Genomic DNA, 25,215 nt, shown 5'->3' with positions numbered 1-25,215 from the left:
GAATAAGATCTGCGACAAATGGTCGCTGCCTACAGATATTTCCTACCTGGGAGCCGCGACATCTGACACCTGCAAAAATCCTTGAAACAGGCCGTATCAGGGCCTGTACACCGCTTCGGCGGGGTTCAGGAATTTTCGGGGTGTCTTTATAACACCCGTCCGTCGACTGCCGAAAAATCGATGTCCCGGGATAACCGTTGCCTTGTGTTTCTCTCTCGCACTGCCCGGAGCATCTGCGCCATGAGTTCTGCCTCTCTTATAAAAACCCCACCAGAAAAGGTGCGGGTCAACGGTTGGGTGTTCTACACCTCCACCGCGCTGATTCTGTTGTTGACCGCCATTCTGATCATCGCCCCGCAGGAGGCCGGGCGCATGCTCGGTGTCGCCCAGGCGTGGCTGTCGAAAAGCTTCGGCTGGTACTACATGGTGGTCATCGCCGCCTACCTGGTGTTTGTGGTGGGCCTGGCGTTTTCGTCCTACGGCAAGTTGAAACTGGGCAGCAAGGACGATACCCCGGACTTCAGCTACGGCGCCTGGGCCGGCATGTTGTTCTCGTCGGGTATCGGCATCTCGCTGCTGTACTTCGGCGCCTCGGAGCCGTTGGATCACTACTTCAACCCGCCCGAAGGCACAGCCGCCAGCAACGGCGCCGCCCGCCAGGCACTGCAACTGACCTTCCTGCACTGGGGCCTGCATGGCTGGGCGATCTATGCCCTGGTCGGCCTGGCCGTGGCGTACTTCGCGTATCGGCATAACCAGCCGCTGGCCCTGCGTTCGGCGCTGTACCCGCTGGTGGGCGAGCGTTGGGTGAAAGGCGCGGCCGGCCATGCGGTAGACGGTTTCGGCATGTTCGTGACCCTGCTGGGCCTGGTGACGAACCTGGGGATCGGTTCGATGCAGGTGTCGTCCGGGTTGGAAAACCTGTTCGGCATGCAGCACAGCAACACCAACCTGTTGATCGTGATCATCGTGATGAGCACCGTGGCGACCATCGCCGCAGTGTCGGGCGTGGAGAACGGCATTCGCCGTCTGTCCAACCTCAACATCGTGCTGTTCAGCGGCCTGTTGATTTTCGTGCTGTTGTTCGGCCCGACCCTGCATTTGCTCAATGGCCTGGTGCAGAACACTGGGGACTACCTCAACGGCATCATCCTGAAAACCTTCGACCTGTACGTGTACGAAGGCGACGCCGACAAGACCGAACGTTGGATGGGCCTGTGGACCCTGTTCTACTGGGCGTGGTGGATTTCCTGGGCGCCATTCGTGGGCATGTTCATTGCGCGGATTTCCCGTGGTCGCACGGTGCGCGAACTGGTGGCCGGCGTGCTGCTGATCCCGTTGGGCTTTACCCTGGCGTGGTTGTCGATCTTCGGTAACTCGGCGCTGGACCTGGTGCTGAACCACGGTGCGGTGGAGTTGGGCAAGACCGCACTGGAACAGCCGTCGATGGCCATCTATCAACTGCTGGAGCATTACCCGGCGTCGAAAATCGTCATCGGCGTATCGATCTTCGTCGGCTTCGTGCTGTTCCTGACCCCGGCGGATTCCGGTGCGGTGATGATGGCCAACCTGTCGTGCAAAGGCGGCAATGTTGACGAAGATGCGCCGCACTGGCTGCGGATCTTCTGGTCGGCGGTGATCACCCTGGTGACCATCGGCCTGCTGTTCGCCGGCAACTTCGAAGCCATGCAAACCATGGTGGTGCTGGCGGGGCTGCCGTTCTCGGTGGTGCTGATCTTCTTTATGTTCGGTTTGCACAAGGCGATGCGCCAGGACGTGGCCATCGAACAGGAGCAGGCGCAATTGGCCGAGCGGGGTCGCCGTGGTTTCAGCGAGCGTCTGACGGCGCTGGACCTGCAACCTAGCCAAGGCACCGTGCAGCGCTTTATGGACAAACACGTGACGCCGGCGTTGGAAGAGGCGGCGACGGCGTTGCGTGATCAGGGCTTGGAAGTGCAGACCTTGCTCGGCAAGTCCAAGCGCTGCATCGGTGTACGCATCGAGATGGAAGAGGGCAACCCGTTTGTCTATGAAGTGAGCCTGGATGCCTACTCGTCGGCGCCGAGTGACCTGCCCGAGGAAGAGCGCACTCGCTACTACCGTGCCGAGGTGTACCTGCACAACGGGCCTCAGGAATACGACCTGATGGGCTTCGCCCAGGAACAGATCACCCGGGACGTGCTCGATCAGTTTGAAAGCCATCGGCAACTCCTTGGCCGGGTCTATAGCTGAAGCCTGGTAGTGCTTTAAATGTGGGAGGGGGCTTGCCCCCGATTGCAGTATGTCAGTCAGTATATTTATTACTGATCCACTGCTATCGGGGGCAAGCCCCCTCCCACATTGACCCCGTTTCTACAGTGAGATGTGCAGTGTTAGCCCAGGTTCTTGCCGAGCAGGGCGTGGTACAGCTCGCTGTCTCCGAGAATCCCCACCACCTGATTGTTGTCATGCAACACCAGCTTGTTCCCGGTGTGATAACGAATCTGCAACGCGTCGCGCATGCCGATGTTCGAGTCCACCAGTGTCGGTAGCCGGCCCAGGTCTTCCACCGCTTGCCCCGGCGCCCAGTTCTGCAGGTTCATCACCGCGCCATTCTGGCGAGCGCCCTTGATGGTGTTGCCTTCGGCCAGGTCCAGCCACGAGTCGCCGCCCGGGTCCAGGCATACCGAACCGTTGACGCGCTTGCAGTTGTCCAGGGTGCGCATCAGGCTGCGGCCGCACAGCACGTTCAGCGGGTTGGTGTGGGCGACGAAGGTACGCACATAGTCGTCCGCCGGGTTCAGCACGATCTCTTCCGGCACGCTGTACTGGATGATCTTGCCGTCTTTCATGATCGCGATACGGCTGCCCAGCTTGAGCGCTTCATCGAGGTCGTGGCTCACGAACACGATGGTCTTGCTCAGCTTGCGTTGCAGTTCCAGCAACTCGTCCTGCAGGCCCTGGCGGATCAGTGGGTCGAGGGCGGAGAAGGGTTCGTCCATCAGCAGGATATCGGCGTCCATCGCCAGCGCTCGGGCCAGGCCGACGCGCTGCTGCATGCCGCCGGAGAGTTCGTCCGGCTTCTTGTTGCGCCACTGGGTCAGACCCACCAGCTCGAGTTTCTCATCCACCAGTTTGCGGCGGTCTTTCTCCGGGCGGCCCTGCATCTCCAGGCCGAAGCTGATGTTTTCGCGCACCGTCAGCCAAGGCATCAGGGCGAACTTCTGGAACACCATGGCGATGCGCTTGGTGCGCATCATTTTCAGCTCGGCGGGGGTGCAGGATGCGATGTCGATCTGGCGACCTTCATGCTCCACGAACAGCTGGCCACGGCTCACGGTGTTGAGGCCGTTGATGCAGCGCAACAGGCTCGATTTGCCGGAACCCGACAGGCCCATCAGCACGCAGATTTCGCCTTTCTCGATATCCAGGCTGGCTTTTTCCACGCCGACAATCTGCCCGGTCTTTTTCAGGATCTCGTTACGGCTCATGCCCTGGTCCAGCAGCTTGAGCGCTTCGCGTGGGTCTTTGGAGAAGATCACGTCGACTTTGTCGAATCGGATAATGCTCATGCATCACCCCCTACTTTAGCGTCGGGTTGTTTGCAGATGCGGTCGAGCATGATGGCCAGCAAGACAATTGCCAGGCCGGCTTCAAAGCCCAGGGCGATGTCGGCGGTGTTGAGTGCGTTGACCACCGGTTTGCCGAGGCCGTCGGCGCCCACCAGGGCCGCGATCACCACCATCGACAGCGACAGCATGATGCATTGGGTAATGCCGGCGGCAATGCTCGGCATGGCGTGGGGCAGTTCGATGCGCGAGAGCAGCTGACGGCGCGAGCAGCCAAAGGCCTTGCCGGCGTCCATCAACTCTTGCGGTACATCACGGATACCCAGGTAGGTCAGGCGGATCGGCGCGGCAATCGCGAACACCACCGTGGAAATCAGCCCAGGCACCACACCCAGCCCGAAGAGGGTCAGGGTAGGGATGAGGTAGACGAAGGTCGGTACGGTCTGCATCAGATCGAGCACCGGCCGCATCATGGTGTAGAACAACGGTTTGTGCGCGGCAACAATGCCCAGCGGCACACCGATGACCACGCAGACCAGGGTGGCGAACAGCACTTGCGCCAGGGTCTCCATGGTTTCCTGCCAGTAACCCAGGTTGAGGATCAGCAGGAAGGAGGCGATGACAAACACAGTCAGCCCCCATTTACGTTGAATAAAGTGAGCCAGCAGCGCAATCAGACCGATCAATGCCAGCGGATTGAACCAGGTCAGCGCAAACGTCACGCCGTGGATCATCGTTTCCAGGGTCGATGCGATTGCGTCGAAGTAGTTGGCGCCGTGTTGGGTCAACCATTCGACGAAGGCAGCGATGTACTGGCCTAGTGGGATTTTCTGTTCAGTCAGCATGGTAGTGAATGTCCACATGCGAAGAGGGAAAACATCCCGGGGCAGCGCACCGCCCCGGGGTCAGCGGCATTACTTGGAGAGGTAAGCTTTCACGGCGTCCAGGCCAGGTTTGCCATCAACGGTGGTGACGCCGGCGAGCCAAGTGTCGAGTACTTGCGGGTTCTTCTTCAGCCAAGCTTTCGCCGCGGCGTCGGGTTTCATCTTGTCGTCCAGGACATTACCCATCAGGGTGCTTTCCATGTTCAGGGTGAACACCAGGTTCTTCAGCAACTGGCCCACGTTGCTGCATTCCTGGGTGTAGCCCTTGCGGGTGTTGGTGTAGATGGTGGCCTGGCCGTAGTTGGGGCCGAACGAATCGTCACCCCCGGTCAGGTACTTCATCTTGAAGCGGGTGTTCATCGGGTGCGGTTCCCAGCCGAGGAACACGATGGCCTGGTCGCGCTTGGTGGCGCGTTCAACCTGAGAGAGCATGCCGGCTTCGCTGGATTCGACGACTTTGAAACCGGCGGTTTTCAGGCCGAAGGCGTCTTTGTCGATCAGCGTCTGGATGGTGCGGTTGCCGTCGTTACCCGGCTCGATGCCGTAGATCTTGCCGCCCAGCTCATCCTTGAATTTGGCGATATCGGCGAAGTCCTTCAGGCCTTTGTTGTACAGCGCTTCCGGGACCGCCAGGGTGTACTTGGCGTTCTCCAGGTTGGCACGCACGGTCTCCACGGTGCCGGCATCACGGTACTGCTTGATGTCGTTTTCCATGGTCGGCATCCAGTTGCCGAGGAAGATATCCATGTTCTTGCCGTCGGCCAGGGACTTGTAGGTCACCGGCACCGAAATCATCGTGGTGCGCGGCTTGTAGCCCAGGCCCTTGAGGATTTCGCTGGTAGTGGCGGTGGTGACGGTGATATCGGTCCAGCCGACATCGGAGAAGTTGACGGTCTGACATTGTGCCGGTTCTGCAGCGTGCGCCAGGACTGGCAGACTCAGCATGGCGGCCAACAACAACGAGGGTGAAGCTTTCATGGGGCTAGACTCCTGTGTTTTTTCTGGCGGCGTTCGCCGCGCTTTATAAGTGTTGCGGTTGGAGCGTGCGACAACAGCTCTGGCACGGTGCCTTGCAAACGAGTCGAGACTGATCATGTACCAGTGAAAATCTGACGCCTACAGGGGGCGTCGTATCCAGTACAGGGAGGGTCGTATCCAGTGTCGGTGACGTCGCTTACAGGTTTTTCCCAAGGCAAAACTGCAGTTTTTGCCCATCTGCACCGCTAAAAACGGCCAAAACCGGTGATCGCACAGACGCGGCGCTGGTGAGCATGGGTGCGTCGGTGTGAGACGCCGTGACGGTGAACAAAAGCTTGATGATGCCGCCATCTGGGCGATCTGAGCGTAGCAGCTCCTTGGTGTCCGGCCTGTTCACCTGCGGAGTTCCACGTTAATGGCTATCAGTGTTTTCGACCTGTTCAAGATCGGCATCGGGCCTTCGAGTTCTCACACCGTCGGCCCCATGCGCGCCGCGGCGTTGTTCGTTCAAGGCTTGCGTGAACGTGAACTGTTGGAGCAAGTGCGGCGCGTCGAAGTTCAGCTCTACGGCTCCTTGTCGGCCACCGGCATCGGCCACGGCAGCGATACAGCGACCATCATGGGCCTGATGGGCGAATGGCCTGACGCTATCGATCCGTCGCAAATCGGCCTGCGCATTCACACCCTGCGCGAGACCGACACCTTGCTGCTGGACGGGCGCCTGCCAGTGCCCTTCGTCTGGGCGCGGGACATGCGCCTGCTCGACGAAAACCTGCCGTTCCATCCCAACGCCATGACCCTGGTGGTGTCGGGTGACAACGGCGAGCTGCACCGCGACACCTACTACTCGGTGGGCGGCGGTTTCGTAGTGGATGAAGCCCAGGCGCAAAGCGGCGTGGCCGACATGGACCGCACCGAGTTGCCTTACGATTTTTCCAGCGCGGTGGAGCTGTTGCAGCTGTGCAAGACCCACAACCTGCGCGTGGCCGAGTTGATGATGGCCAACGAGAAGGTCTGGCGTTCTGAAGATGAAATCCGCAGCGGCCTTATGAAGCTCTGGCGTGCCATGCAGGATTGCGTTGAGCAAGGCCTCAAGCACGAAGGCATCCTGCCCGGTGGCCTCAACGTGCGTCGGCGTGCCGCCAAGCTGCACCGCAGCCTGCAGGAGTTGAACAAGCCGAATGTGATCGGTTCGACCCTGAGTGCCATGGAATGGGTCAACCTGTTCGCCCTGGCGGTGAACGAAGAAAACGCCGCCGGTGGACGCATGGTCACCGCACCCACCAACGGCGCGGCTGGGATCATCCCGGCGGTGCTGCACTACTTCATGAAGTTCAGCGAGGAAGTCACCGAAGCCAATGTGGTCGACTACCTGCTCGGTGCGGCGGCGGTGGGCATTCTGTGCAAGAAGAACGCCTCGATCTCCGGCGCCGAAGTCGGCTGCCAGGGTGAAGTCGGTTCTGCCTGCGCCATGGCCGCCGCCGGGCTGGCCGAGATCCTCGGCGCCACGCCGGAACAACTGTGCAACGCCGCCGAGATCGGCCTGGAACACAACCTGGGCCTGACCTGCGACCCGGTGGGCGGGCTGGTGCAAGTGCCGTGCATCGAGCGCAACGCAATCGCGGCGGTGAAAGCGATCAACGCGGCGCAAATGGCGCTGCGCGGCGACGGCCAGCACTTTATCTCCCTGGACCGGGTGATCCGCACCATGCGCGATACCGGGGCGGACATGCATGACAAGTACAAAGAGACCTCGCGCGGTGGGTTGGCGGTCAGCGCCGTGGAGTGCTGAGACCGCGTTGCCTGCATCGGGGGCAAGGCCCCTCCCACATTTGGATTGGTGAACACAGTCAAAGGTGGGAGGGGGCTCGCCCCCGATAGCAATCATCCAGGCGCCGCTGCGCAAAAAGTGAACACCCCAACCAAAAGCGCCACCTTTTAGCGCGTCGCAAATAGATAAGTAGCTTGCGAACGATTTCCGACCTGACCACCGGTCTCCCGCGCGTTGGGTGACAGACTTCTCCCACGCCCGCAAAGCGCCTTCCCACAAGTGCTACCGATCTGCTCACACACCTTGTCCGGGCATGTTCCTACGGCCAATTCCAGCCATAACCATACTTGCTGCGCGGGCTTGTTTAGACGCGTCATGAGGTCGTTTTTAGGAGTTATTGGACGGCCATTCAAATTTAGGCATGGCATTTGCTCTATCAATTCAAAGCCTCTCTCCTCGCCGGATGAAGAGCGCAATAACAAGAGCCTCGCCTGAGGCCATCACCCGCTTTGTGTGAGGAGATACCGCGATGACGTCGTTCAACTCCGGGGCCCAACCCCAGAACCGTGCGCCTCAATCCATCGGCTTTTTGCTGCTGGACAATTTCACGCTGATTTCCCTGGCCTCCGCAGTCGAACCGCTGCGCATGGCCAACCAGCTCTCCGGCCGCGAGCTGTATCGCTGGACGACCTTGAGCGTCGACGGAAACCAGGTGTGGGCCAGCGACGGTCTGCAAATCACTCCCGATGCTTCCATGCACAAAGCCCCGGCCCTGGACACCGTGATCGTGTGCGGTGGCGTAGGTATCCAGCGTACCGTGACTCGTGAACACGTGTCGTGGCTGCAAAGCCAGGCACGCCAATCGCGCCGCTTGGGCGCGGTATGCACCGGCAGTTGGGCCCTGGCCTGTGCCGGTCTGCTCGACGGTTTTGATTGCAGCGTGCACTGGGAATGCCTGGCCTCTATGCAGGAAGCCTTCCCCCGCGTGGCCATGAGCACTCGCCTGTTCACCCTCGACCGTAACCGCTTCACCAGCTCCGGCGGCACCGCGCCGCTGGACATGATGCTGCACCTGATCAGCCGCGATCACGGTCGCGAACTGTCGGCCGCCATCTCCGAGATGTTTGTGTACGAGCGCATCCGCAACGAGCAAGACCACCAACGCGTGCCGCTCAAGCACATGCTCGGCACCAACCAGCCGAAGCTGCAGGAAATCGTGGCGTTGATGGAAGCCAACCTGGAAGAGCCGATCGACCTGGATGAGCTGGCGGTGTACGTCGCCGTCTCCCGTCGCCAGTTGGAGCGGTTGTTCCAGAAGTACCTGCACTGCTCGCCGTCGCGTTACTACCTCAAGCTGCGCCTGATCCGTGCACGGCAGCTGCTCAAGCAAACGCCGATGTCGATCATCGAAGTGGCGTCGGTGTGCGGGTTTGTGTCCACGCCGCATTTCTCCAAGTGCTACCGCGAATACTTCGGCATTCCGCCAAGAGATGAGCGCGTCGGCTCCAACACCACCCAGCAGGTGGCGATGATGCCGATTCCTCAGGCGCTGGTGTTGTCACCGTTGTCGGGGCCGATGTCGGCGTTGAGCCAGGCGCGCAACGAGTCGACGTTTGCCAGCGTGCGGCTCTAGACCGAGGTGTCTGTATCGGGGGCAAGCCCCCTCCCACATTTGGATGGGTGAACACAGTCAAAGGTGGGAGGGGGCTTGCCCCCGATAGGAATCGATCAGGCGCGGGAGTTCTGCTTGAACTGCACCAGTGCCGGCAACAGCTGCTTATCGATCGCCTGGCGCACGGCCGGCAGAATCGTTGCACTGCCGGTGTACATCTGCTCCACCATGCCCTTGAGCGCCTTGGCCCGCGCCTCGCTCAAACCACGCACCGCGCACTCGCAGGCCTGCTCGGCGGTGGCGCCGCTGGAGACTTCGAAACCCAGCGAGCGCAGTTGGCCCAGCAGGTCATCCTGGTCAATCAAATCCGCATGCATCATGACGTTTATCCTGGTGTAGGGAACGGGGCTTGATTGGGATTCTGGTAGGCCTCCGACCGGTCGGCAAGGGCAGAATCCACGAATGGCTCAGATGGCTATGAGCAGGTCGTTTTCGGGTCATATACCGATAGCAGTAATGGGCACACTGAACACCAGCACGCACCTTGAAGGTTTGGTCACCCTCGGGATGCAAGGCTCACACAAAGCGCTATGCCCCGATCTTGTCACGGCTTGATCGGGGCTTTTTTGTTTTGGGCGCCCCGTTTCTAGAAGGGTGGGATGAATAGGGGATAGCTAGTCGTTATTGTTTGGCATTAGCATTGCCGCAGCTCAAATGCCCGGAATGCCTATATGCTGTTTACTTACACGGGTGGGCTTTACCAGCGTTGTTGGCGTCCAACCTAGCCCACGCTCTCAGGCAAATCAAAAGGTAATGCAATGCTAAAGCTCCTGTCTCTCAAAGGTGTCGGCCCTGCTGAAAAGTTTGGGCCGGTTGAGTTTGCGCCTCGTCTCAACTTCATCACGGGTGACAATGGCCTCGGCAAAAGCTTTCTGCTGGATGCTGCCTGGTGGGCTTTGACGCGCACTTGGGCACGTGGAGCAGAGGCGATTCCTAGAGAATCCTCCAATGCGGCTAGTATTGGTTTTGCGTTCAGCAAGGTGACGGCTGGAGACAAGGAAGGTGAGGTTCATTTCAAAGACGGTTTTTGGCGCCAGCCTAAGGCTCGACCATCCATCCCGGGAATTGTTATTTATGCTGGGGTGGATGGCAGTTTTTCTGCTTGGGACCCTGCGCGTAACTATTGGACGGATCAGCAGGCTGGAACTGAAGAGAAAATTCGAGCGTTTAACTTTTCTCCCGATGAGGTATGGAAAGGGGCAATTTCGGAAAAGGGAACAAATATATGTAATGGTTTAATTCATGACTGGGTTCGTTGGCAGCGAACGGCGGGAGACCCTTCTTTCAAAGAGTTAACGGTCGCATTGGATGCATTGTCGCCATCGGGCATTGAGAAGTTGTCGCCGGGCGAGCCCTGCCATATAGGCCCTCTGGACGAGACCGAATATCCAACATTGCGCATGTCCTATGGCCTTGACGTCCCACTGGTTCATGCCTCTGCGGGAATGCGTCGAATTGCTGCGCTGGCCTACATGATTGTCTGGACTTGGAATGGCCATAAGCGCGCCTGCAAGCAGCGAAAAGTTAACCCTGCCAAAGAAATTATTTTCCTGATCGACGAAGTCGAATGCCATTTGCATCCTCAATGGCAGCGTCGGATCGTGCCTGCTCTTTTGAAAGTGGTAGAGGAGATGACGCAAGAAAAAGTTGCAGTGCAGCTGATCGTAGCGACCCACTCCCCACTGGTATTGGCCTCGGCCGAGCCTGAGTTTATTGAAGAGAAAGATGCCGTTTTCAACATTCACCTTGAGGCTGGAGAAGCCAAGGTCACTAAAGAGGTGTGGTCCAAGCAAGGCGATGTCGTGAACTGGCTAGTCTCGGATGTTTTTGGTTTGCAACAGGCCCGTTCAGTTGCCGCAGAAGACGCAATCGAAGCCGCCGAGGCATGGATGCGTGGTGATAAGGAACAGCTGCCAGAAAAGTTGAGTACGAAGTCAGCTATTCATCAAGAGTTGGTTCGGGTTTTACCAGGTCTTGATGACTTTTGGCCACGCTGGGTCGTTTCTCAGGGCAAACCTGAAAAAGCAACGAAAGGGAAAAAATAATGACGCCTGTGTCGAATCCTATCCCGGAGCCAGATAAGTTTGATGAAAAATGTCGAAAACCGGGTGGTGTTTGGCTTAAGGAAAACCCGACTGCCGAGAGACCAAGAGACTTGTGGTCACCCTTCAGGCATGCGCTGGCGGACGGGTTTTATGACCGGTGTGGTTATGCCGCGATGTATATCCCCAGTGGTACTGTCGATCATGGTGTCAGTTACAACGAGGATCGATTGCTTGCTTACGAATGGTCGAACTATCGATACATTGACGGATGGATTAACAGCTCTAAAAGCAAGCAAGTGGCTGCTGGATTGTTGGACCCATTTGAAGTGCAGGAAGGATGGTTCGAAATCAGTCTGCCATCCCTTCAATTGGTATTAACGGATGCTGTTCCAGCCGAATTCCGAGAGCGCGCGGAAAATACGCTCAAGAAACTCCCCATCAGGGATGATGAACGGATAATGAGGCCTCGACGCAAATGGCTGAGCCTTTATGAGAAGAATGGCGATTTAGAAATGCTGCGTGAAATGGCGCCTCTCATTGCCGCCGCTGTAGAAAAAAAAGAGGCCCTTGAGGCTGCACAATTGCCAGATGAGGAGGCTAGGTAACCTAGCGCAACCAACCCAATGTTATCGCTGCAACACCAGGATTCTGGAGAGCAATTCATCCCGGTCGATGTAGCACCCCTGGAAGTGCCGCGCACCGGAAGCCGGGTTGAAGGCATTGCGCGCATGCAAGGTGCGGCGGTTATCAAAGCACCACAGCTCACCCGGATTCAGGCGCTGTACCACGCGAAAGCGATCTTCCCGCGTCATCGCGATAAAGCGCCGATAGGCGCGATACAGCAACGGCATCTGCTCCACGCTCGTCTCAAACGGCCCGCGTAGAAAATTGGCCATGCGGATCTCCGCAACATCCCCAGAGGCATCCAGCGCAATGATCGGTGCCAGGCGACGGTAGTCGCTATGACGGTCCTTGTTGCGAAACTCCACCGGGATGTCGCACAGCGCCCGGAACGCTTCGGGGGCTTCTGTGCGCAGGGTATAGGCGATGGCAAAACCGTCGACAAAAATGCTCTCGCCACCGTCTGCATCATTCACCAGGCAATGCAAAAACTGCAGGCCCGGTTGCAGCTCCCGCGTCGGCAAATCACTGTGCAACGGCAGGTTGAAAGCGGTGTAGGCATTGCTGTCGGCATCGGCCTTGGATTGCACGTTGAACAGCACGCCGAAGTTGCTCTCGCGGATGAAGGAAATGCGCTTGGCCACCAGCGCCAGGGCGCCGGGCTCGGTGGGCACGCCGCGGATTTGCGTGAGGCCGCAATCGCGTAGCGCCAGCAACCATTGCAACAATGTGTGCGGGTCTTCCATGACTGCTGAATAGTCGAATACCGGCAGTTGGAAGCGGCTGTCCCACAGTTGGGATTTGGGTTTCGCCGCCTGGCGTTCGGCACGCGACTCATCGTCGTAGGCATGCGCCCGCAGCCAGCCGGGATCGTACTGGCTGCGGTGGCCACCGCGCCATTGCACGCTCAGCAAGCCTTGATCGATGCGAGCGTCGACAGCACTGAGGTGCTCGTCCACGTCGACAATCTCCAGCACCTGCTCGCGGGTCACGCTGTATACGCACTCGGGGCACGGGCAGTTGTCCCGCAGCCATTGATGATGAAACGGGCTGACCCGTCCATCGGCCCATTGCACATGAATCTGATCATCCAGCACCCGCACCTGCGCAAGGTCACAGATCTTCGGGTAGGTACGGAAATCGGCAACAGCGGCGGCGGTTTGCATGGTGGCTCCTTATTGTTTTTTGGGTGGCAGTCCAATCACTCGGCCGAGCAGGGCAGGGCGCGGCAGGTCAGCCTGCTCGGCGCTGATGGCAGTGAGTCTTTCCAGTGTGGTCTCGGTGAACGGCGCGGCGTGCGGGCCGGCCAGGTCCACGTGCAACAGCATCTGTTCGTTGCCCGCCAGTTCCTTCTCATCCCCCACCAGGTGCAGGCTGTGATAGAGGTGCAGGCGCTTGGCGTCATGGGCGATCAGCTGGGTATGCACCTCCACGTCGGCGCCGAGTTTCACTTCGTGCAGGTAGTTCAGGTGCAACTCCAGAGTGAACAGCGAATGGCCGCTGGCTTCGCGGTTTTCACTGTCCAGCCCGAGGGTGTCCATCAGCGCGTCGGTGGCGTAGCTGAAGATCAGCAGGTAGAACGCGTCGCGCAGGTGGCCGTTGTAGTCCACCCAGTCGGGGTGGACCTGGGTGGTGTAGGTGGTGAGTGCGGGCATGTCGGGGTTTCCGTTATTCAGCGAAGGTCATGCCGTGCTTGGCCTTGGTGGTTTTCACCGCTTCCAGCACCGCCAGCAGGCAATCATCACGATAGCGTTCCAGCGCCGAAATGCTGTGCTTGCCCAACTGATCGCTGGTGCCGTCGACCACATCGTCGATCAGCTTGTCGGTCAGTTCCGGCGCCGGCAGGTAGGTCCACGGCAATTGCAATGCCGGGCCGAACTGCGCCATGAAGTGCCGCATGCCGGCATCGCCACCCGCCAGGGTATAGGTGAGGAACGTGCCCATGAACGACCAGCGCAGGCCAGCGCCGAAGCGAATTGCATCGTCGATTTCGCCGGTGGTAGCGACGCCGTCATTGACCAAGTGAAGTGCTTCACGCCACAGCGCTTCCAGCAGGCGGTCGGCGATAAAGCCAGGCACTTCCTTGCGCACATGCAGCGGGCGCATGCCGAGGGATTCATACACCTTGATCGCAGCCTGGATGGCTTCTGGCGCGGTGTTCTTGCCGCCGACGACCTCCACCAGCGGCAACAGGTAAACCGGGTTGAACGGATGGCCGACCACACAGCGTTCCGGGTGGGTCGAACCTTCGTAGAACTCACTCGGCAACAGGCCCGAGGTGCTTGAACCGATCAACGCATTCGGCTTGGCTGCTGCGCTGATCTTGCTGTGCAGGTCGAGCTTCAGCTCCAGGCGCTCCGGGGCGCTTTCCTGGATGAAGTCGGCGTCTTTCACACACGCTTCGATGGTCGCGACGAAGCGCAGGCGCTCTTGCGAGGCACCCGGCGCCAGGCCTTGTTTCTCCAGGGCGCCCCAGGCGTTGGCGACGCGCTTGCGCAGTGCGGCTTCGGCACCGGGCGCCGGGTCCCAGGCGACCACATCCAGGCCATGGGCCAGGGCGCGGGACACCCAGCCGCTGCCGATGACACCGCTGCCGAGGGCGGCGAAGGTTTTGATTTCAGTGATAAAGCTCATGGCACATTCCTATGGATTTCGGTGGCCCAGTGTGGGAAGGGGCTTGCCCCCGATAGCGGTGTGTCAGTCGATACATTCGGTACTGATGCACCGTAATCGGGGGCAAGCCCCCTCCCACATTTTTTGATTAGCGGCGTTTGGTGAGGCCCATTTTTATGCGTCCTTCGGCCGGGGTCATGACCCGTGCGCCGAGGCGGCTGAGGATTTCACTCGCCCGCTCCACAAGCTGGCCGTTGGTCGCAAGCACACCTTTGTCCAGCCACAGGTTGTCCTCCAAGCCGACCCGCACGTTGCCGCCCAGCAGCACCGCTTGGGCCGCCATCGGCATTTGCATGCGGCCGATGCCGAAGCCGGCCCACACGGCGTCGGCGGGCAGGTTGTCGACCATGGCCTTCATGGTGGTGGTGTCGGCCGGTGCGCCCCATGGGATGCCCAGGCACAGTTGGAACAGCGGGTTGTCGAGCAGGCCTTCCTTGATCATCTGCTTGGCGAACCACAGGTGACCGGTGTCGAAGATTTCCAGCTCGGCCTTTACGCCCAGCTCCTGGATGCGTTTGGCGCCCGCCCGCAGTTGCGCCGGGGTGGACACGTAAATGGTGTCGCCATCGCCGAAGTTCAGGGTGCCGCAGTCCAGGGTGCAGATTTCCGGCAGCAGCGCTTCGACGTGGGCCAGGCGGGTCAGCGGGCCGACCAGGTCGGTGTTGGGGCCGAACTCCATCGGGTTTTCGCCGCCACCGATCTCCAGGTCGCCGCCCATGCCGGCGGTGAGGTTGACGATGATGTCGATGTCGGCCTCGCGGATGCGCTCCATCACTTCGCGGTACAGGGCGACGTCGCGGCTGAACTTGCCGGTTTGCGGGTCGCGCACATGGCAATGCACCACGGTCGCGCCGGCCTTGGCGGCTTCCACCGCAGCGGCGGCGATTTGCTTGGGGGTGACCGGCACGTGTGGGCTTTTGCTGGTCGTGTCGCCAGCACCGGTGAGTGCGCAGGTGATGATGACGTCGTGGTTCATGAGGCAGGTTCCTTACAGGCGGGCGTAGTGATGCCGTGCGCAGCCGGGAATGGCTGCGACACGGTGATTCGAATCAGGTTATTTGCTGGTCAGTTGCAGGTTGGCCGCAGCCGGCTTGCCGTCGAAGGTGGTCACGCCTTCCAGCCAGCGGGCCTGGTCTTGCGGGTGATCCTTGAGCCACTGTTTGGCGGACTCGATGGCGTCCTTGTGATCCAGCAACGGCTGCATCATCCGGCTCTCGTCGGCGGCGGTGAAGGTCAGGTTGGTCAGCAGTTTGTGCACGTTGGGGCACTGCTCGGCGTAGTTCGGTGCAGTGACGCTCCACACGGTGGCCATGCCTTCGTTCGGCCCCAGGGCGTCGTCGCTGCCGGTGAGGTAGGTCATGGCGACGTTGACGTTCATCGGGTGCGGCGCCCAGCCGAAGAACACCACGGCTTCCTTGCGGCGCACGGCGCGGTCGACGGCGGCGAGCATGCCGGCTTCACTGGACTCGACCAGCTGGAATTTGCCCAGGCCGAACTGGTTCTTGGCGATCATCGCCTTGATCTGGGTGTTGGCGCCCGAGCCTGGCTCGATGCCGTAGATTTTGCCGCCCAGCTCTTTCTCGAACTTGGCGATGTCGGCGAAGGTTTTCAGGCCCTTGTCTGCCAGGTAGGTGGGCACGGCGAGGGTGGCGCGGGCGTCTTCCAGGCTGGGCTTGTCGAGCACCTTGACTTGCTTGGCGTCGACGAACGGCGTGATGGTCTGGGTCATCAGCGGGTTCCAGTAGCCCAGGAACAGGTCCAGGCGCTGGTCGCGGATACCGGCGAAGATGATTTGCTGGGAGGCGCTGGTCTGTTTGGTCTTGTAGCCGAGGCCTTCGAGCAACACTTGGGTCATGGCGCTGGTGGCGATTACGTCGGTCCAGTTCACCACGCCCATGCGCACGTTCTGGCAGGATGCCGCGTCGGCAGCCAGTACGTTCGTGCTCAAGATGGCGCTGGCGCTGAGTGCGAGCACGCAGCGGCTGATCAGTCGGTTCATGGTGGATCCCTCGGCAGGTCGTTATTGTGGGGTCCGGCGTCTTTGTGCGCCGTGGGATCAAATTACGCAGCTTGAGGGCCGACAAAACGCACGGCGGCGACCAGCTCTTGCACTGCAGCGACCTGTGCTCTTGAATGGCTCGTTGAACTGGCGTATCACAGTGAGCACGCTGCCCGTCCGACGAGAGCGCCACCATGTCCCAGGATTTCTACTTTCTGCTGATGCCGGGCTTTTCGGCCATCGGCTTTATCTCTGCGCTGGAGCCGCTGCGGGTGGCCAACCGCTTCCGTGGCGAGCTGTACCGCTGGCATGTGTTGAGTGCCGATGGCGGCGCGGTATTGGCGAGCAATGGCATGTCGGTCAACGCCGACGCCGCGCTGGAACCGTTGAAAAAGGGCGCGACGTTATTGGTGGTGGCGGGCTTCGAACCGTTGCAGTTCGCCACGCCTGCGTTGGAGCACTGGCTGCGTCGCCTCGATCACGATGGCGTGACCCTCGGCGCCATCGACACCGGCGCCTGCGTCCTCGCCGAAGCCGGCCTGCTCGACGGCCACCGCCTCACCCTGCACTGGGAAGCCATCGACGCGTTCAAGGAATCCTATCCCCAACTGACCGTCACCCAGGAGCTGTTCGAGATCGACCGCCGCCGCATCACCTGTGCCGGTGGCACCGCTTCCATCGACCTGATGCTCGACCTGATCGCCCAGGCCCACGGCCCTGAGCTTGCGATCCAGGTCTCTGAACAATTCGTGCTTGGCCGTATCCGCCCACGCAAAGACCACCAGCGCATGCAGATCGCCACGCGCTACGGCATCAACAACAAGAAACTGGTGCAAGTGATCGGCGAGATGGAACAGCACACCGAACCGCCGCTGAGCACCTTGGCCCTGGCCGAGGCGATCAAAGTCACCCGGCGCCAGTTGGAGCGCCTGTTTCGCCTGCACCTGAACGACACCCCAAGTAACTTCTACCTCGGCCTGCGCCTGGAAAAAGCCCGGCAGCTCTTGCGCCAAAGCGGCATGAGTGTGCTGGAGGTGAGTATTGCGTGCGGGTTCGAGTCGCCGTCGTACTTCACCCGCAGTTATCGGGCGCGGTTTGCGAAATGTCCGAGGGAGGATCGGCGACGGGAGGTGGTGTAATGGGCAATTATAGTCAATTATACTCGCGACTATAATTTATAGTCCTTTCCATAATTGAGTATAAAACCATGTCCAAGCACAGCGGCTTTGTATTCCGCCGCCCCACCCTGGCTAGCAGCATTGCCGACGGGCTGGTAGGCGCAGGCATCCAGGATTTCACCTCTGGCCTGTTTCTCGCAGCGCCGCGTCGTACGGGCAAAAGTACTTTTTTACGTGAAGATCTGATCCCGGAGTGTCAGCTTCGAGGTTGGCTTACCGTGTATGTCGATCTGTGGGCAGACAAAGAGAAAGATCCCGCGGAGTTGATTGCCAGTGCGATTGCTGCCGCGCTGGTGCCCTATGAAAAGGGCATTCGCAAGCTGGCCAAGCACATTGGAATCGAGAAACTGAGCTTTCTGCGTACCCTGTCCTGGGACTTCAGCAAGCCTCAATTGCCGCTTGGCGCGACGTTGACCCAGGCCTTGGAGTTGCTCCACCGCGTAGCGGAAAAACCTGTCGTGCTGGTGATTGACGAGGCCCAGCACGCCTTGACCAGCGATTCGGGCATCAATGCGATGTTCGCCCTCAAGGCTGCCCGGGATCAGCTGAACCAAGGGCGTGACGAGGACGGCAGCGGTTTGCATCTGGTGTTCACCGGCTCCAATCGCGACAAGCTGGCTCACTTGGTACTGGGTAAAAGTCAGCCGTTCTTCGGCTCCAGCATCACGCCGTTCCCGCTGCTGGGTAAAGAGTTCACCCAGGCCTACACCGCGCACCTCAACGCGCACCTGGCCAAGACCAACCAATTCAACGCCGCCGATATTGATGAAGCCTTTGAACTCGTCGGCCGGCGTCCCGAGATGTTGCGCACGATCATCGGTGAAGTGGCACTGGAGCTGGGTGAGGCCAGCAACCTCGGCCAGTTGCTGCACAGTCGTGCCGAACTGCTGCGTGCCGGTGTGTGGACCGAATTCGAAAGCGCCTGGAACAACCTCACCATCCCCCAGCGCGCCGTGCTGGAAGTGATGGTGCAGCGCTCGCAAAACAACGAACCCTTCGCGCCGTTCACCGACAGCACCCTAACGGCGGTCAGCAAGGCGCTGGAGGACATGGGCAGCGACGTGGTGCCGGGCACCCAGACGATTCAGGCCTGTATCGATGCCCTTCGCGATAAAGAGCTGGTGTGGAAGTCGAGCCGGGGAGGGTATGCCCTGGAGGACAAAACCTTTGGCGACTGGCTGCGCAACAAGCGCTGACATGTGGGAGGGGGCTTGCCCCCGATGACAGGCTGTCAGTTGATACAACGTTGGCTGACCCACCGCTATCGGGGGCAAGCCCCCTCCCACAGTAGATTAATGATGTGGCCTATTTCTTCAGCAGCGCCGAACACGCCGCCTTGTAAGCCTCATGCTGATACTTGTTCAGCGTCGCCGGCAGTTCGAAGTTGTGCTTCTTATTCTGCGCATTAAGGGTCTGCGGCGACAGCAACGTCACCTCAACCCCATCCAGCAACTGAAACACGCCTTCAATCTTGAACGTGGTCGGGCCACCGGCGAATTCACCTTTCTTGCTGCGCTTCTTGATCGCGATACGCTCGATGGCGTTTTCCTGCACAAATGCCTTTACCTGTGCGGCGAAGGCTTTGACGTTGGCGGCCTCGTCGTCGTCTTCCAGGGCAATTTTCTTGGTCGCCAGGGCGACGTGGGCCAGCGTCTGGTTGTCCAGTGACGCGACGGCGATGATGGCTTCGCTGCCTTTGATTTCGATGCCGCAGGTTTTCATGGTCTGGCCTTGAAGGATGTGAGATGGCGCAGATGGTCGCGCACCTTTCGAGAAGGGTCAAAGGTGTCGCAGGCCAGATGAAACTCATAAAAATATAAGAGATAAAATATTGTCTGTTATTAACAATAAATTCTATTTTTGGATAACCCGTTGTCCGTTATGTGATAGGTTTATTCAGCGCCTGCTACACTTGCTAACACTCACTTGAGGTCGAACCATGGCCCTTACTCATATTCTCTACGCCCCCGGCGAGATTGCTTTGCAGATCGCAGGGAATGCCAAGGCGCTGCGGCTGAGCAAGAACCTTTCTCGCCGAGCCCTGGCAGCCCAGTCGGGGGTTGCCGAGTCCACGCTCAAGCGCTTTGAAACGACCGGAAAGGTTTCCCTTGATGCCTTGCTGCTGATTGCGATGAGCCTGGGGGTAGGCGCACAAATGGCGAATCTGTTCAGCGCGCCGCCGCCGATCAGTCTTCAGGAATTGAAAGGTCAAACCAGGCTTCGAGGACGTCGATGAAAACAGTCTCCGCATTGCACGTCATGTTGCAAGGTTCACACGTCGGTGAGCTGGTGGATGCGCCCGGCAGGGGAATTTATTTTTCGTATGATCCGGGTTGGCTGGCGAACGGCTTCAACTTGGCGCCGCTGTACATGGACTTCTCTTCTACGCCTCAGTTGGCGGCCGACCCGTTGCTGTTCGGTGGCCTGCCGGGAGCGTTCAGCGATTCGTTGCCCGATGGCTGGGGGCTGTTGCTGATGGACCGGTTTTTTCGCATGGAACTGGGGATTGAACGGCGTACGATCCGCCCATTGGACCGGCTGGCCTATATGGGCAACCGGGGCATGGGGGCGCTGGAGTACAGGCCGATGTTCGAGAAGGATCCAGAGCCAGGCGAGTTGGACCTGGCCTCCCTTTACCAGGCTTCGCAAAACGTGTTGTCTGGGGAAACGCATGAGGTGATCGAGTCATTGCGCCTGGCGGGCGGCTCTCCCGGTGGTGCGCGACCAAAAGCGGTGATTGGGCTTTCGGCCGACAAGACGCAGGCCATCTCTTCATTTGGCGATATGCCTGAAGGCTATGAACACTGGTTGATCAAATTCCGCAGCCAGGACGAGCCTCGCGACAGTGGCGCTATCGAGCAAGCCTACGCCATGGTCGCTCGTAACGCGGGGGTCGAGGTCTCGGATTCAAGCTTGCTCGAGGTGCAGACGGATACCGGCGTAGAACGTTTCTTCAGCACTCGACGCTTTGACCGCACCGGCCACATCAAGCGTCATATGCTGACCAGCGCGGCGATCCTGTATGCCGATTTCCGCATGCCCAGCCTTGACTACGGCGACCTGTTGCGTCTGACCTTCGCCATCACCCAAAACGCCGGGGATGTGCAGAAAATGGCCCGGCTGATGGTCTTCAATGCGTTGGCACACAATCGCGACGATCACGCGAAAAACTTCTCTTTCTTCGGCTCTTCGGCTGGCTGGCAGATGGCGCCAGCCTATGACCTGACGTTTGCCACTACCAGCGGTGGCGGGAATGAGCACACCTGTGCTTTTGCAGGTGCAGGCCAGCCATCACGTCAGGCGATCAAGAAGGTCTGCGCACTCTTCAGCTTTCTCGAGCCCGACCTTTACATCGAGCAGACGATGGAGGCCTTATCGCAGTGGGGCCAGCATTGCGCGGACCTCAATATCGACAAGACTCAGCGTGATCATCTGCAAATGGCCTTCAACTCAATATGGAAGGCCTTTTAACCGTCACTCTTGCCCAATCGACTCCAAAAACTCCGACCGCTCATCACTCATCCGTGCCAGGCAGTCATTCTGTGCAATCGCATAGGCCTTGGTGCCGGTCACCGCCGGGAAGGTGTCCACGGCACAATCAGCATCACGCAGTTTTTCCCACTTCTGCTGGGCATCCTTCAGACGAGCGGTAATGTCCGCCAGCTTGGTCTTGTCGCTGCCGTAGGTCGACGCCATGCGTTCGAGCAGGCCTTGATAGTTGTCTTTGAGCAGTTGTTCGGCGGTGGTTTTGTTATAGGTGGCGCATTCCAGGGTTTGCTTGTCGTTTTCGATGCCGTCGCACGGCGTGCTGTCGGTGTCTTCAGCCGCGTGGACGCCGGTTGCGATTAGTGCCAAAGCCAGGAAAATCGATTTCATTGCGCCGTCTCATATCAGGTAATGCCCGAATTCTGGCTCAAGCGTAAGACAAAGAACAGCCGCGAGTCAGACCTCTCTTAACAGCCTTTGTCGCGGATTGACGCTTTCGGCAATTCCCCTGTCGTTTTTGCACCCGGCTCTGTCGGCCCCTGGGCATATGCTGGCCCCAAAGCGCCGGCAGACGATTCGGCGCATGAATCGCCAATAAGGGGACGCCTGATGAGCCCAGCCGAATTGCACGCCGACAGCATCGTTATCGACGGGCTGATTATTGCCAAGTGGAACCGCGACCTGTTCGAGGACATGCGCAAAGGGGGGCTCACCGCCGCCAACTGCACGGTGTCGGTGTGGGAAGGGTTCCAGGCCACCATCAACAATATCGTGGCCAGCCAGACCCTGATCCGTGAGAACAGCGACCTGGTGATCCCGGTGAAGACCACCGCGGACATCCGTAAAGCCAAGGAGCAGGGCAAGACCGGCATCATCTTCGGCTTCCAGAACGCCCATGCGTTTGAAGACCAGTTGGGCTACGTCGAGATCTTCAAGCAGCTCGGCGTCGGCGTGGTGCAGATGTGCTACAACACCCAGAATCTGGTCGGCACCGGTTGCTACGAGCGCGACGGCGGCCTGTCGGGCTTCGGGCGTGAGATCGTCGCCGAGATGAACCGCGTCGGCATCATGTGTGACCTGTCCCACGTGGGTTCCAAGACGTCCGAAGAAGTCATCCTCGAATCGAAAAAGCCAGTGTGTTACTCCCACTGCCTGCCGTCCGGCCTTAAAGAACACCCGCGCAACAAGTCCGATGAAGAGCTGAAGTTCATCGCCGACCACGGTGGTTTTGTCGGTGTGACCATGTTCGCGCCGTTCCTGGCCAAGGGCATCGATTCGACCATCGACGATTACGCCGAAGCCATCGAATACACCATGAATATCGTCGGCGAAGACGCCATCGGCATCGGCACCGACTTCACCCAGGGCCATGGCCAGGATTTCTTCGAAATGCTGACCCATGACAAGGGCTATGCACGCCGCCTGACCAGCTTCGGCAAGATCATCAACCCGCTGGGCATCCGCACCGTGGGCGAGTTCCCCAACCTCACCGAGACCCTGCTCAAACGCGGCCACCCTGAGCGTGTGGTGCGCAAGATCATGGGCGAGAACTGGGTCAACGTCCTCAAGGACGTCTGGGGCGAGTAAGCCACCGCCACCGCATCTTCTTCCCCGGCCATCCGCGCCGGGGCACTACACAAGAATTTTCTGGAGTTAAGTTTCCATGGCCAAGATCGCCCCGCAATTGCCTATCGAAGTCGACAGCGAAACCGGTGTCTGGACTTCCGACGCCCTGCCGATGCTGTACGTGCCGCGCCATTTCTTCGTCAACAACCACATGGGCATCGAAGAAGTGCTGGGCGCCGAGGCTTACGCCGAAATCCTCTACAAGGCCGGCTACAAGTCCGCCTGGCACTGGTGCGAGAAAGAAGCCGAATGCCACGGCCTGGAAGGCGTCGCGGTGTTCGAGCACTACATGAAGCGCCTGTCGCAACGCGGCTGGGGCCTGTTCAAGATCCAGGACATCGACCTCGACAAAGGCACCGCCAGCGTCAAGCTCGAACACTCGGCGTTCGTCTACGTGTACGGCAAGGTCGGGCGCAAGGTCGACTACATGTTCACCGGCTGGTTTGCCGGTGCCATGGACCAGATTCTTGAGGCCCGTGGCAGCAAGATCCGCACTGTGGCCGAACAAGTCTACGGAGGCTCCGAAGAGGGCCACGATGACGGCCTGTTCACCGTCAAGCCGTTGTAAGCCGAGGACCGTGCCATGGCTTTCGAAGCAATGTTCCAGCCGATCCAGATCGGCAAACTGACCATCCGCAACCGCGTGCTCAGTACCGCCCACGCCGAGGTGTATGCCACCGACGGCGGGATGACCACTGACCGCTATGTGAAGTACTACGAAGAGAAAGCCAAGGGCGGTATCGGCCTGGCAATCTGCGGTGGCTCCTCGGTGGTGGCCATCGACAGCCCGCAGGAATGGTGGAGCTCGGTGAACCTGTCCACCGACCGCATCATCCCGCACTTCCAGAACCTGGCTGACGCCATGCACAAGCATGGTGCCAAGATCATGATCCAGATTACCCACATGGGCCGTCGCTCGCGTTGGGACGGCTTCAACTGGCCGACGCTGATGTCGCCGTCCGGCGTGCGTGAGCCGGTGCACCGCGCCACCTGCAAGACCATCGAACCGGAAGAAATCTGGCGCGTGATCGGCAACTACGCCCAGGCCGCGCGCCGCGCCAAGGCCGGTGGCCTGGACGGGGTGGAACTGTCCGCCGTGCACCAGCACATGATCGACCAGTTCTGGAGCCCGCGGGTCAACAAGCGGACCGACGAATGGGGCGGCAGCTTCGAAGGCCGCATGAAGTTCGGCCTGGAAGTGCTGAAGGCCGTGCGTGCCGAGGTCGGTGACGACTTCTGCGTGGGCATGCGCCTGTGCGGTGACGAGTTCCACCCGGACGGTTTGTCCCACGAGGACATGAAGCAGATCGCCAAGTATTACGACGACACCGGCATGCTCGATTTCATCGGCGTGGTGGGCTCGGGTTGCGACACCCACAACACCCTGGCCAACGTGATCCCCAACATGAGTTATCCACCGGAGCCGTTTTTGCACCTGGCCGCCGGTATCAAGGAAGTGGTCAAGGTCCCGGTGCTGCACGCGCAGAACATCAAGGACCCGAACCAGGCCACGCGCATTTTGGAAGGCGGTTACGTGGACATGGTCGGCATGACCCGTGCACATATCGCCGACCCGCACCTGATCGCCAAGATCAAGATGGGCCAGATCGACCAGATCAAGCAATGCGTCGGCGCCAACTACTGCATCGACCGCCAATACCAGGGCCTGGACGTACTGTGCATCCAGAACGCCGCGACCTCCCGTGAATACATGGGCGTGCCGCATATCATCGAAAAAACCACCGGCGTCAAACGCAAGGTCGTGGTGGTCGGTGCCGGTCCTGCCGGGATGGAAGCCGCGCGCGTGGCCGCCGAACGTGGCCATGATGTGACCCTGCTGGAGAAGAAAGAATTTATCGGTGGGCAGATCACCACCGCTTCGAAAGCGCCGCAGCGTGACCAGATCGCCGGCATCACCCGCTGGTATCAGCTGGAGCTGGCGCGCCTGAAAGTCGACCTGCGCCTGGGCGTGGCGGCGGATGCCGACACCATCTTGGACCTGCGCCCCGATGTGGTAGTGCTGGCGGTGGGCGGGCACCCGAATGTGGAGCAGAACGAACACTGGGGCGCCGCCGAAGGTTTGGTGGTGAGCAGTTGGGACGTGCTCGACGGCAAGGTGGCGCCGGGCAAGAACGTGCTGGTGTACGACACCATCTGCGAATTCACCGGTATGTCGGTGGCGGATTTCCTGGCGGACAAAGGCAGCCAGGTCGAGATCGTCACCGACGACATCAAGCCGGGCGTGGCCATCGGCGGTACGTCGTTCCCGACCTACTACCGCAGCATGTACCCCAAGGAAGTGATCATGACCGGCGACATGATGCTGGAAAAGGTCTACCGCGAGGGCGACAAGCTGGTGGCGGTGCTGGAGAACGAATACACCGGCGCCAAAGAGGAGCGGGTGGTCGATCAGGTGGTGGTGGAGAACGGCGTGCGTCCGGATGAAGCCATCTACTACGCGCTCAAGGAAGGCTCGCGCAACAAAGGCCAGATCGACGTCGAGGCCTTGTTCGCGATCAAGCCGCAGCCGTGCCTGAGCGAGACGGGCGATGGGTACTTGCTGTTCCGCATCGGCGACTGTGTGGCGCAGCGTAATACCCACGCTGCGATCTACGACGCCCTGCGCCTCTGCAAAGACTTTTGATGAGGTGAACGCGGTCAAATATGGGAGGGGGCTTGCCCCCGATGGCTTAGTGTCAGTTGATACAGCTGTAGCTGACCCACTGCCATCGGG

Annotated in this window: 23 protein-coding genes; 12 read left to right on the top strand and 11 right to left on the bottom strand. The window is 59.8% G+C overall.

The window, feature by feature from the left end:
• The first annotated feature begins 297 nt into the window (after positions 1-297).
• Positions 298-2,232 carry a BCCT family transporter gene (locus M2497_RS29265; RefSeq protein ID WP_248488267.1) on the top strand — a complete coding sequence of 645 codons (1,935 nt, stop codon included), beginning with the start codon at positions 298-300 and terminating at the stop codon, positions 2,230-2,232.
• 140 nt (positions 2,233-2,372) lie between these two features.
• Here M2497_RS29265 and choV read toward each other — a convergent pair whose 3' ends face one another.
• The 3 genes from choV to M2497_RS29250 form a co-directional block, all read right to left on the bottom strand.
• Positions 2,373-3,551, bottom strand: a complete 1,179-nt coding sequence (gene choV, locus M2497_RS29260) for a choline ABC transporter ATP-binding protein (protein WP_248485015.1) — start codon at positions 3,549-3,551, stop codon at positions 2,373-2,375.
• Positions 3,548-4,393, bottom strand: a complete 846-nt coding sequence (gene choW / locus M2497_RS29255) for a choline ABC transporter permease subunit (RefSeq protein WP_016972877.1) — start codon at positions 4,391-4,393, stop codon at positions 3,548-3,550. The genes choV and choW overlap by 4 nt, the downstream gene beginning before the upstream one ends.
• A gap of 69 nt (positions 4,394-4,462) precedes the next feature.
• A complete protein-coding gene (locus M2497_RS29250; RefSeq protein WP_248485014.1) occupies positions 4,463-5,410 on the bottom strand; it encodes a choline ABC transporter substrate-binding protein in 948 nt (315 codons plus the stop codon).
• Between the two features lie 415 nt (positions 5,411-5,825).
• Here M2497_RS29250 and M2497_RS29245 point away from each other — a divergent pair, with 415 nt between their 5' ends.
• The gene (locus tag M2497_RS29245; RefSeq protein WP_248485013.1) at positions 5,826-7,202 is read left to right on the top strand and encodes an L-serine ammonia-lyase; all 1,377 of its coding nucleotides are present in this window, start codon (positions 5,826-5,828) and stop codon (positions 7,200-7,202) included.
• A 508-nt stretch (positions 7,203-7,710) separates the two neighbouring features.
• Positions 7,711-8,814: a GlxA family transcriptional regulator gene (locus tag M2497_RS29240; protein ID WP_005792167.1), complete on the top strand. Its 1,104-nt coding sequence runs from the start codon at positions 7,711-7,713 to the stop codon at positions 8,812-8,814.
• A 95-nt stretch (positions 8,815-8,909) separates the two neighbouring features.
• Here M2497_RS29240 and M2497_RS29235 read toward each other — a convergent pair whose 3' ends face one another.
• Entirely contained in the window at positions 8,910-9,173 is a 264-nt protein-coding gene (locus tag M2497_RS29235; RefSeq protein ID WP_071494411.1) for a hypothetical protein, read from the bottom strand.
• 438 nt (positions 9,174-9,611) lie between these two features.
• On the opposite strand from M2497_RS29235, the gene M2497_RS29230 reads away from it, so the two are divergent.
• Entirely contained in the window at positions 9,612-10,898 is a 1,287-nt protein-coding gene (locus M2497_RS29230; RefSeq protein ID WP_248485012.1) for an ATP-binding protein, read from the top strand.
• A complete protein-coding gene (locus M2497_RS29225; RefSeq protein ID WP_248485011.1) occupies positions 10,898-11,503 on the top strand; it encodes a hypothetical protein in 606 nt (201 codons plus the stop codon). Before M2497_RS29230 ends, M2497_RS29225 begins: the two co-directional genes overlap by 1 nt.
• Positions 11,504-11,524: 21 nt before the next feature.
• Here M2497_RS29225 and M2497_RS29220 read toward each other — a convergent pair whose 3' ends face one another.
• The 5 genes from M2497_RS29220 to M2497_RS29200 all read right to left on the bottom strand — a co-directional run bounded on the left by M2497_RS29220 (position 11,525) and on the right by M2497_RS29200 (position 16,191).
• The gene (locus M2497_RS29220; protein WP_248485010.1) at positions 11,525-12,685 is read right to left on the bottom strand and encodes a gamma-butyrobetaine dioxygenase; all 1,161 of its coding nucleotides are present in this window, start codon (positions 12,683-12,685) and stop codon (positions 11,525-11,527) included.
• Positions 12,686-12,694: 9 nt separating this feature from the next.
• Positions 12,695-13,174 (bottom strand): thioesterase family protein, encoded by a 480-nt coding sequence (locus M2497_RS29215; protein WP_248485009.1) that lies wholly within the window; start codon positions 13,172-13,174, stop codon positions 12,695-12,697.
• A gap of 13 nt (positions 13,175-13,187) precedes the next feature.
• Positions 13,188-14,153, bottom strand: a complete 966-nt coding sequence (locus tag M2497_RS29210; protein WP_248485008.1) for an L-carnitine dehydrogenase — start codon at positions 14,151-14,153, stop codon at positions 13,188-13,190.
• Between the two features lie 127 nt (positions 14,154-14,280).
• Positions 14,281-15,168 (bottom strand): 3-keto-5-aminohexanoate cleavage protein, encoded by an 888-nt coding sequence (locus M2497_RS29205; RefSeq protein ID WP_058426634.1) that lies wholly within the window; start codon positions 15,166-15,168, stop codon positions 14,281-14,283.
• A 78-nt stretch (positions 15,169-15,246) separates the two neighbouring features.
• Entirely contained in the window at positions 15,247-16,191 is a 945-nt protein-coding gene (locus M2497_RS29200; RefSeq protein ID WP_248485007.1) for a choline ABC transporter substrate-binding protein, read from the bottom strand.
• 194 nt (positions 16,192-16,385) lie between these two features.
• On the opposite strand from M2497_RS29200, the gene M2497_RS29195 reads away from it, so the two are divergent.
• Complete coding sequence (locus M2497_RS29195) at positions 16,386-17,330, top strand: GlxA family transcriptional regulator (RefSeq protein ID WP_028618233.1); 945 nt, start codon at positions 16,386-16,388, stop codon at positions 17,328-17,330.
• A 68-nt stretch (positions 17,331-17,398) separates the two neighbouring features.
• Positions 17,399-18,565, top strand: coding sequence for an AAA family ATPase (locus tag M2497_RS29190; protein ID WP_248485006.1), 1,167 nt, complete (start codon positions 17,399-17,401; stop codon positions 18,563-18,565).
• Between the two features lie 109 nt (positions 18,566-18,674).
• Here the strand turns inward: M2497_RS29190 and M2497_RS29185 are convergent, their stop codons facing one another.
• Positions 18,675-19,091 carry a DUF3010 family protein gene (locus M2497_RS29185; RefSeq protein ID WP_092242137.1) on the bottom strand — a complete coding sequence of 139 codons (417 nt, stop codon included), beginning with the start codon at positions 19,089-19,091 and terminating at the stop codon, positions 18,675-18,677.
• A 217-nt stretch (positions 19,092-19,308) separates the two neighbouring features.
• Between M2497_RS29185 and M2497_RS29180 the strand changes: the two genes are divergently transcribed.
• Complete coding sequence (locus M2497_RS29180; protein ID WP_248485005.1) at positions 19,309-19,605, top strand: helix-turn-helix transcriptional regulator; 297 nt, start codon at positions 19,309-19,311, stop codon at positions 19,603-19,605.
• Positions 19,602-20,840, top strand: coding sequence for a type II toxin-antitoxin system HipA family toxin (locus M2497_RS29175; RefSeq protein WP_248485004.1), 1,239 nt, complete (start codon positions 19,602-19,604; stop codon positions 20,838-20,840). Before M2497_RS29180 ends, M2497_RS29175 begins: the two co-directional genes overlap by 4 nt.
• A gap of 3 nt (positions 20,841-20,843) precedes the next feature.
• Here M2497_RS29175 and M2497_RS29170 read toward each other — a convergent pair whose 3' ends face one another.
• Complete coding sequence (locus tag M2497_RS29170; protein ID WP_071494402.1) at positions 20,844-21,245, bottom strand: lysozyme inhibitor LprI family protein; 402 nt, start codon at positions 21,243-21,245, stop codon at positions 20,844-20,846.
• 219 nt (positions 21,246-21,464) lie between these two features.
• On the opposite strand from M2497_RS29170, the gene M2497_RS29165 reads away from it, so the two are divergent.
• The 3 genes from M2497_RS29165 to dgcA all read left to right on the top strand — a co-directional run bounded on the left by M2497_RS29165 (position 21,465) and on the right by dgcA (position 25,125).
• Entirely contained in the window at positions 21,465-22,442 is a 978-nt protein-coding gene (locus M2497_RS29165) for a dipeptidase (RefSeq protein WP_010207105.1), read from the top strand.
• Between the two features lie 76 nt (positions 22,443-22,518).
• A complete protein-coding gene (locus M2497_RS29160; RefSeq protein ID WP_008083165.1) occupies positions 22,519-23,049 on the top strand; it encodes a DUF5943 domain-containing protein in 531 nt (176 codons plus the stop codon).
• Positions 23,050-23,064: 15 nt separating this feature from the next.
• Entirely contained in the window at positions 23,065-25,125 is a 2,061-nt protein-coding gene (gene dgcA / locus M2497_RS29155) for an NADH:flavin oxidoreductase (RefSeq protein WP_248485003.1), read from the top strand.
• The last annotated feature ends 90 nt before the right edge of the window (positions 25,126-25,215 follow it).

The sequence above is a fragment of the Pseudomonas sp. CYM-20-01 genome, from assembly GCF_023169845.1.
Taxonomy (GTDB): Bacteria; Pseudomonadota; Gammaproteobacteria; order Pseudomonadales; family Pseudomonadaceae; genus Aquipseudomonas; species Aquipseudomonas azotoformans.
This window is presented reverse-complemented; position numbering and strand designations above follow the sequence as displayed.

What these genes read in the sequence shown, in the direction of transcription:
- choV (WP_248485015.1), bottom strand. Translation starts at nt 3,551, where the DNA reads ATGAGCATTATCCGATTCGACAAAGTCGACGTGATCTTCTCCAAAGAC.
- choW (WP_016972877.1), bottom strand. Translation starts at nt 4,393, where the DNA reads ATGCTGACTGAACAGAAAATCCCACTAGGCCAGTACATCGCTGCCTTC.
- M2497_RS29250 (WP_248485014.1), bottom strand. Translation starts at nt 5,410, where the DNA reads ATGAAAGCTTCACCCTCGTTGTTGTTGGCCGCCATGCTGAGTCTGCCA.
- M2497_RS29245 (WP_248485013.1), top strand. Translation starts at nt 5,826, where the DNA reads ATGGCTATCAGTGTTTTCGACCTGTTCAAGATCGGCATCGGGCCTTCG.
- M2497_RS29240 (WP_005792167.1), top strand. Translation starts at nt 7,711, where the DNA reads ATGACGTCGTTCAACTCCGGGGCCCAACCCCAGAACCGTGCGCCTCAA.
- M2497_RS29235 (WP_071494411.1), bottom strand. Translation starts at nt 9,173, where the DNA reads ATGATGCATGCGGATTTGATTGACCAGGATGACCTGCTGGGCCAACTG.
- M2497_RS29230 (WP_248485012.1), top strand. Translation starts at nt 9,612, where the DNA reads ATGCTAAAGCTCCTGTCTCTCAAAGGTGTCGGCCCTGCTGAAAAGTTT.
- M2497_RS29225 (WP_248485011.1), top strand. Translation starts at nt 10,898, where the DNA reads ATGACGCCTGTGTCGAATCCTATCCCGGAGCCAGATAAGTTTGATGAA.
- M2497_RS29220 (WP_248485010.1), bottom strand. Translation starts at nt 12,685, where the DNA reads ATGCAAACCGCCGCCGCTGTTGCCGATTTCCGTACCTACCCGAAGATC.
- M2497_RS29215 (WP_248485009.1), bottom strand. Translation starts at nt 13,174, where the DNA reads ATGCCCGCACTCACCACCTACACCACCCAGGTCCACCCCGACTGGGTG.
- M2497_RS29210 (WP_248485008.1), bottom strand. Translation starts at nt 14,153, where the DNA reads ATGAGCTTTATCACTGAAATCAAAACCTTCGCCGCCCTCGGCAGCGGT.
- M2497_RS29205 (WP_058426634.1), bottom strand. Translation starts at nt 15,168, where the DNA reads ATGAACCACGACGTCATCATCACCTGCGCACTCACCGGTGCTGGCGAC.
- M2497_RS29200 (WP_248485007.1), bottom strand. Translation starts at nt 16,191, where the DNA reads ATGAACCGACTGATCAGCCGCTGCGTGCTCGCACTCAGCGCCAGCGCC.
- M2497_RS29195 (WP_028618233.1), top strand. Translation starts at nt 16,386, where the DNA reads ATGTCCCAGGATTTCTACTTTCTGCTGATGCCGGGCTTTTCGGCCATC.
- M2497_RS29190 (WP_248485006.1), top strand. Translation starts at nt 17,399, where the DNA reads ATGTCCAAGCACAGCGGCTTTGTATTCCGCCGCCCCACCCTGGCTAGC.
- M2497_RS29185 (WP_092242137.1), bottom strand. Translation starts at nt 19,091, where the DNA reads ATGAAAACCTGCGGCATCGAAATCAAAGGCAGCGAAGCCATCATCGCC.
- M2497_RS29180 (WP_248485005.1), top strand. Translation starts at nt 19,309, where the DNA reads ATGGCCCTTACTCATATTCTCTACGCCCCCGGCGAGATTGCTTTGCAG.
- M2497_RS29175 (WP_248485004.1), top strand. Translation starts at nt 19,602, where the DNA reads ATGAAAACAGTCTCCGCATTGCACGTCATGTTGCAAGGTTCACACGTC.
- M2497_RS29170 (WP_071494402.1), bottom strand. Translation starts at nt 21,245, where the DNA reads ATGAAATCGATTTTCCTGGCTTTGGCACTAATCGCAACCGGCGTCCAC.
- M2497_RS29165 (WP_010207105.1), top strand. Translation starts at nt 21,465, where the DNA reads ATGAGCCCAGCCGAATTGCACGCCGACAGCATCGTTATCGACGGGCTG.
- M2497_RS29160 (WP_008083165.1), top strand. Translation starts at nt 22,519, where the DNA reads ATGGCCAAGATCGCCCCGCAATTGCCTATCGAAGTCGACAGCGAAACC.
- dgcA (WP_248485003.1), top strand. Translation starts at nt 23,065, where the DNA reads ATGGCTTTCGAAGCAATGTTCCAGCCGATCCAGATCGGCAAACTGACC.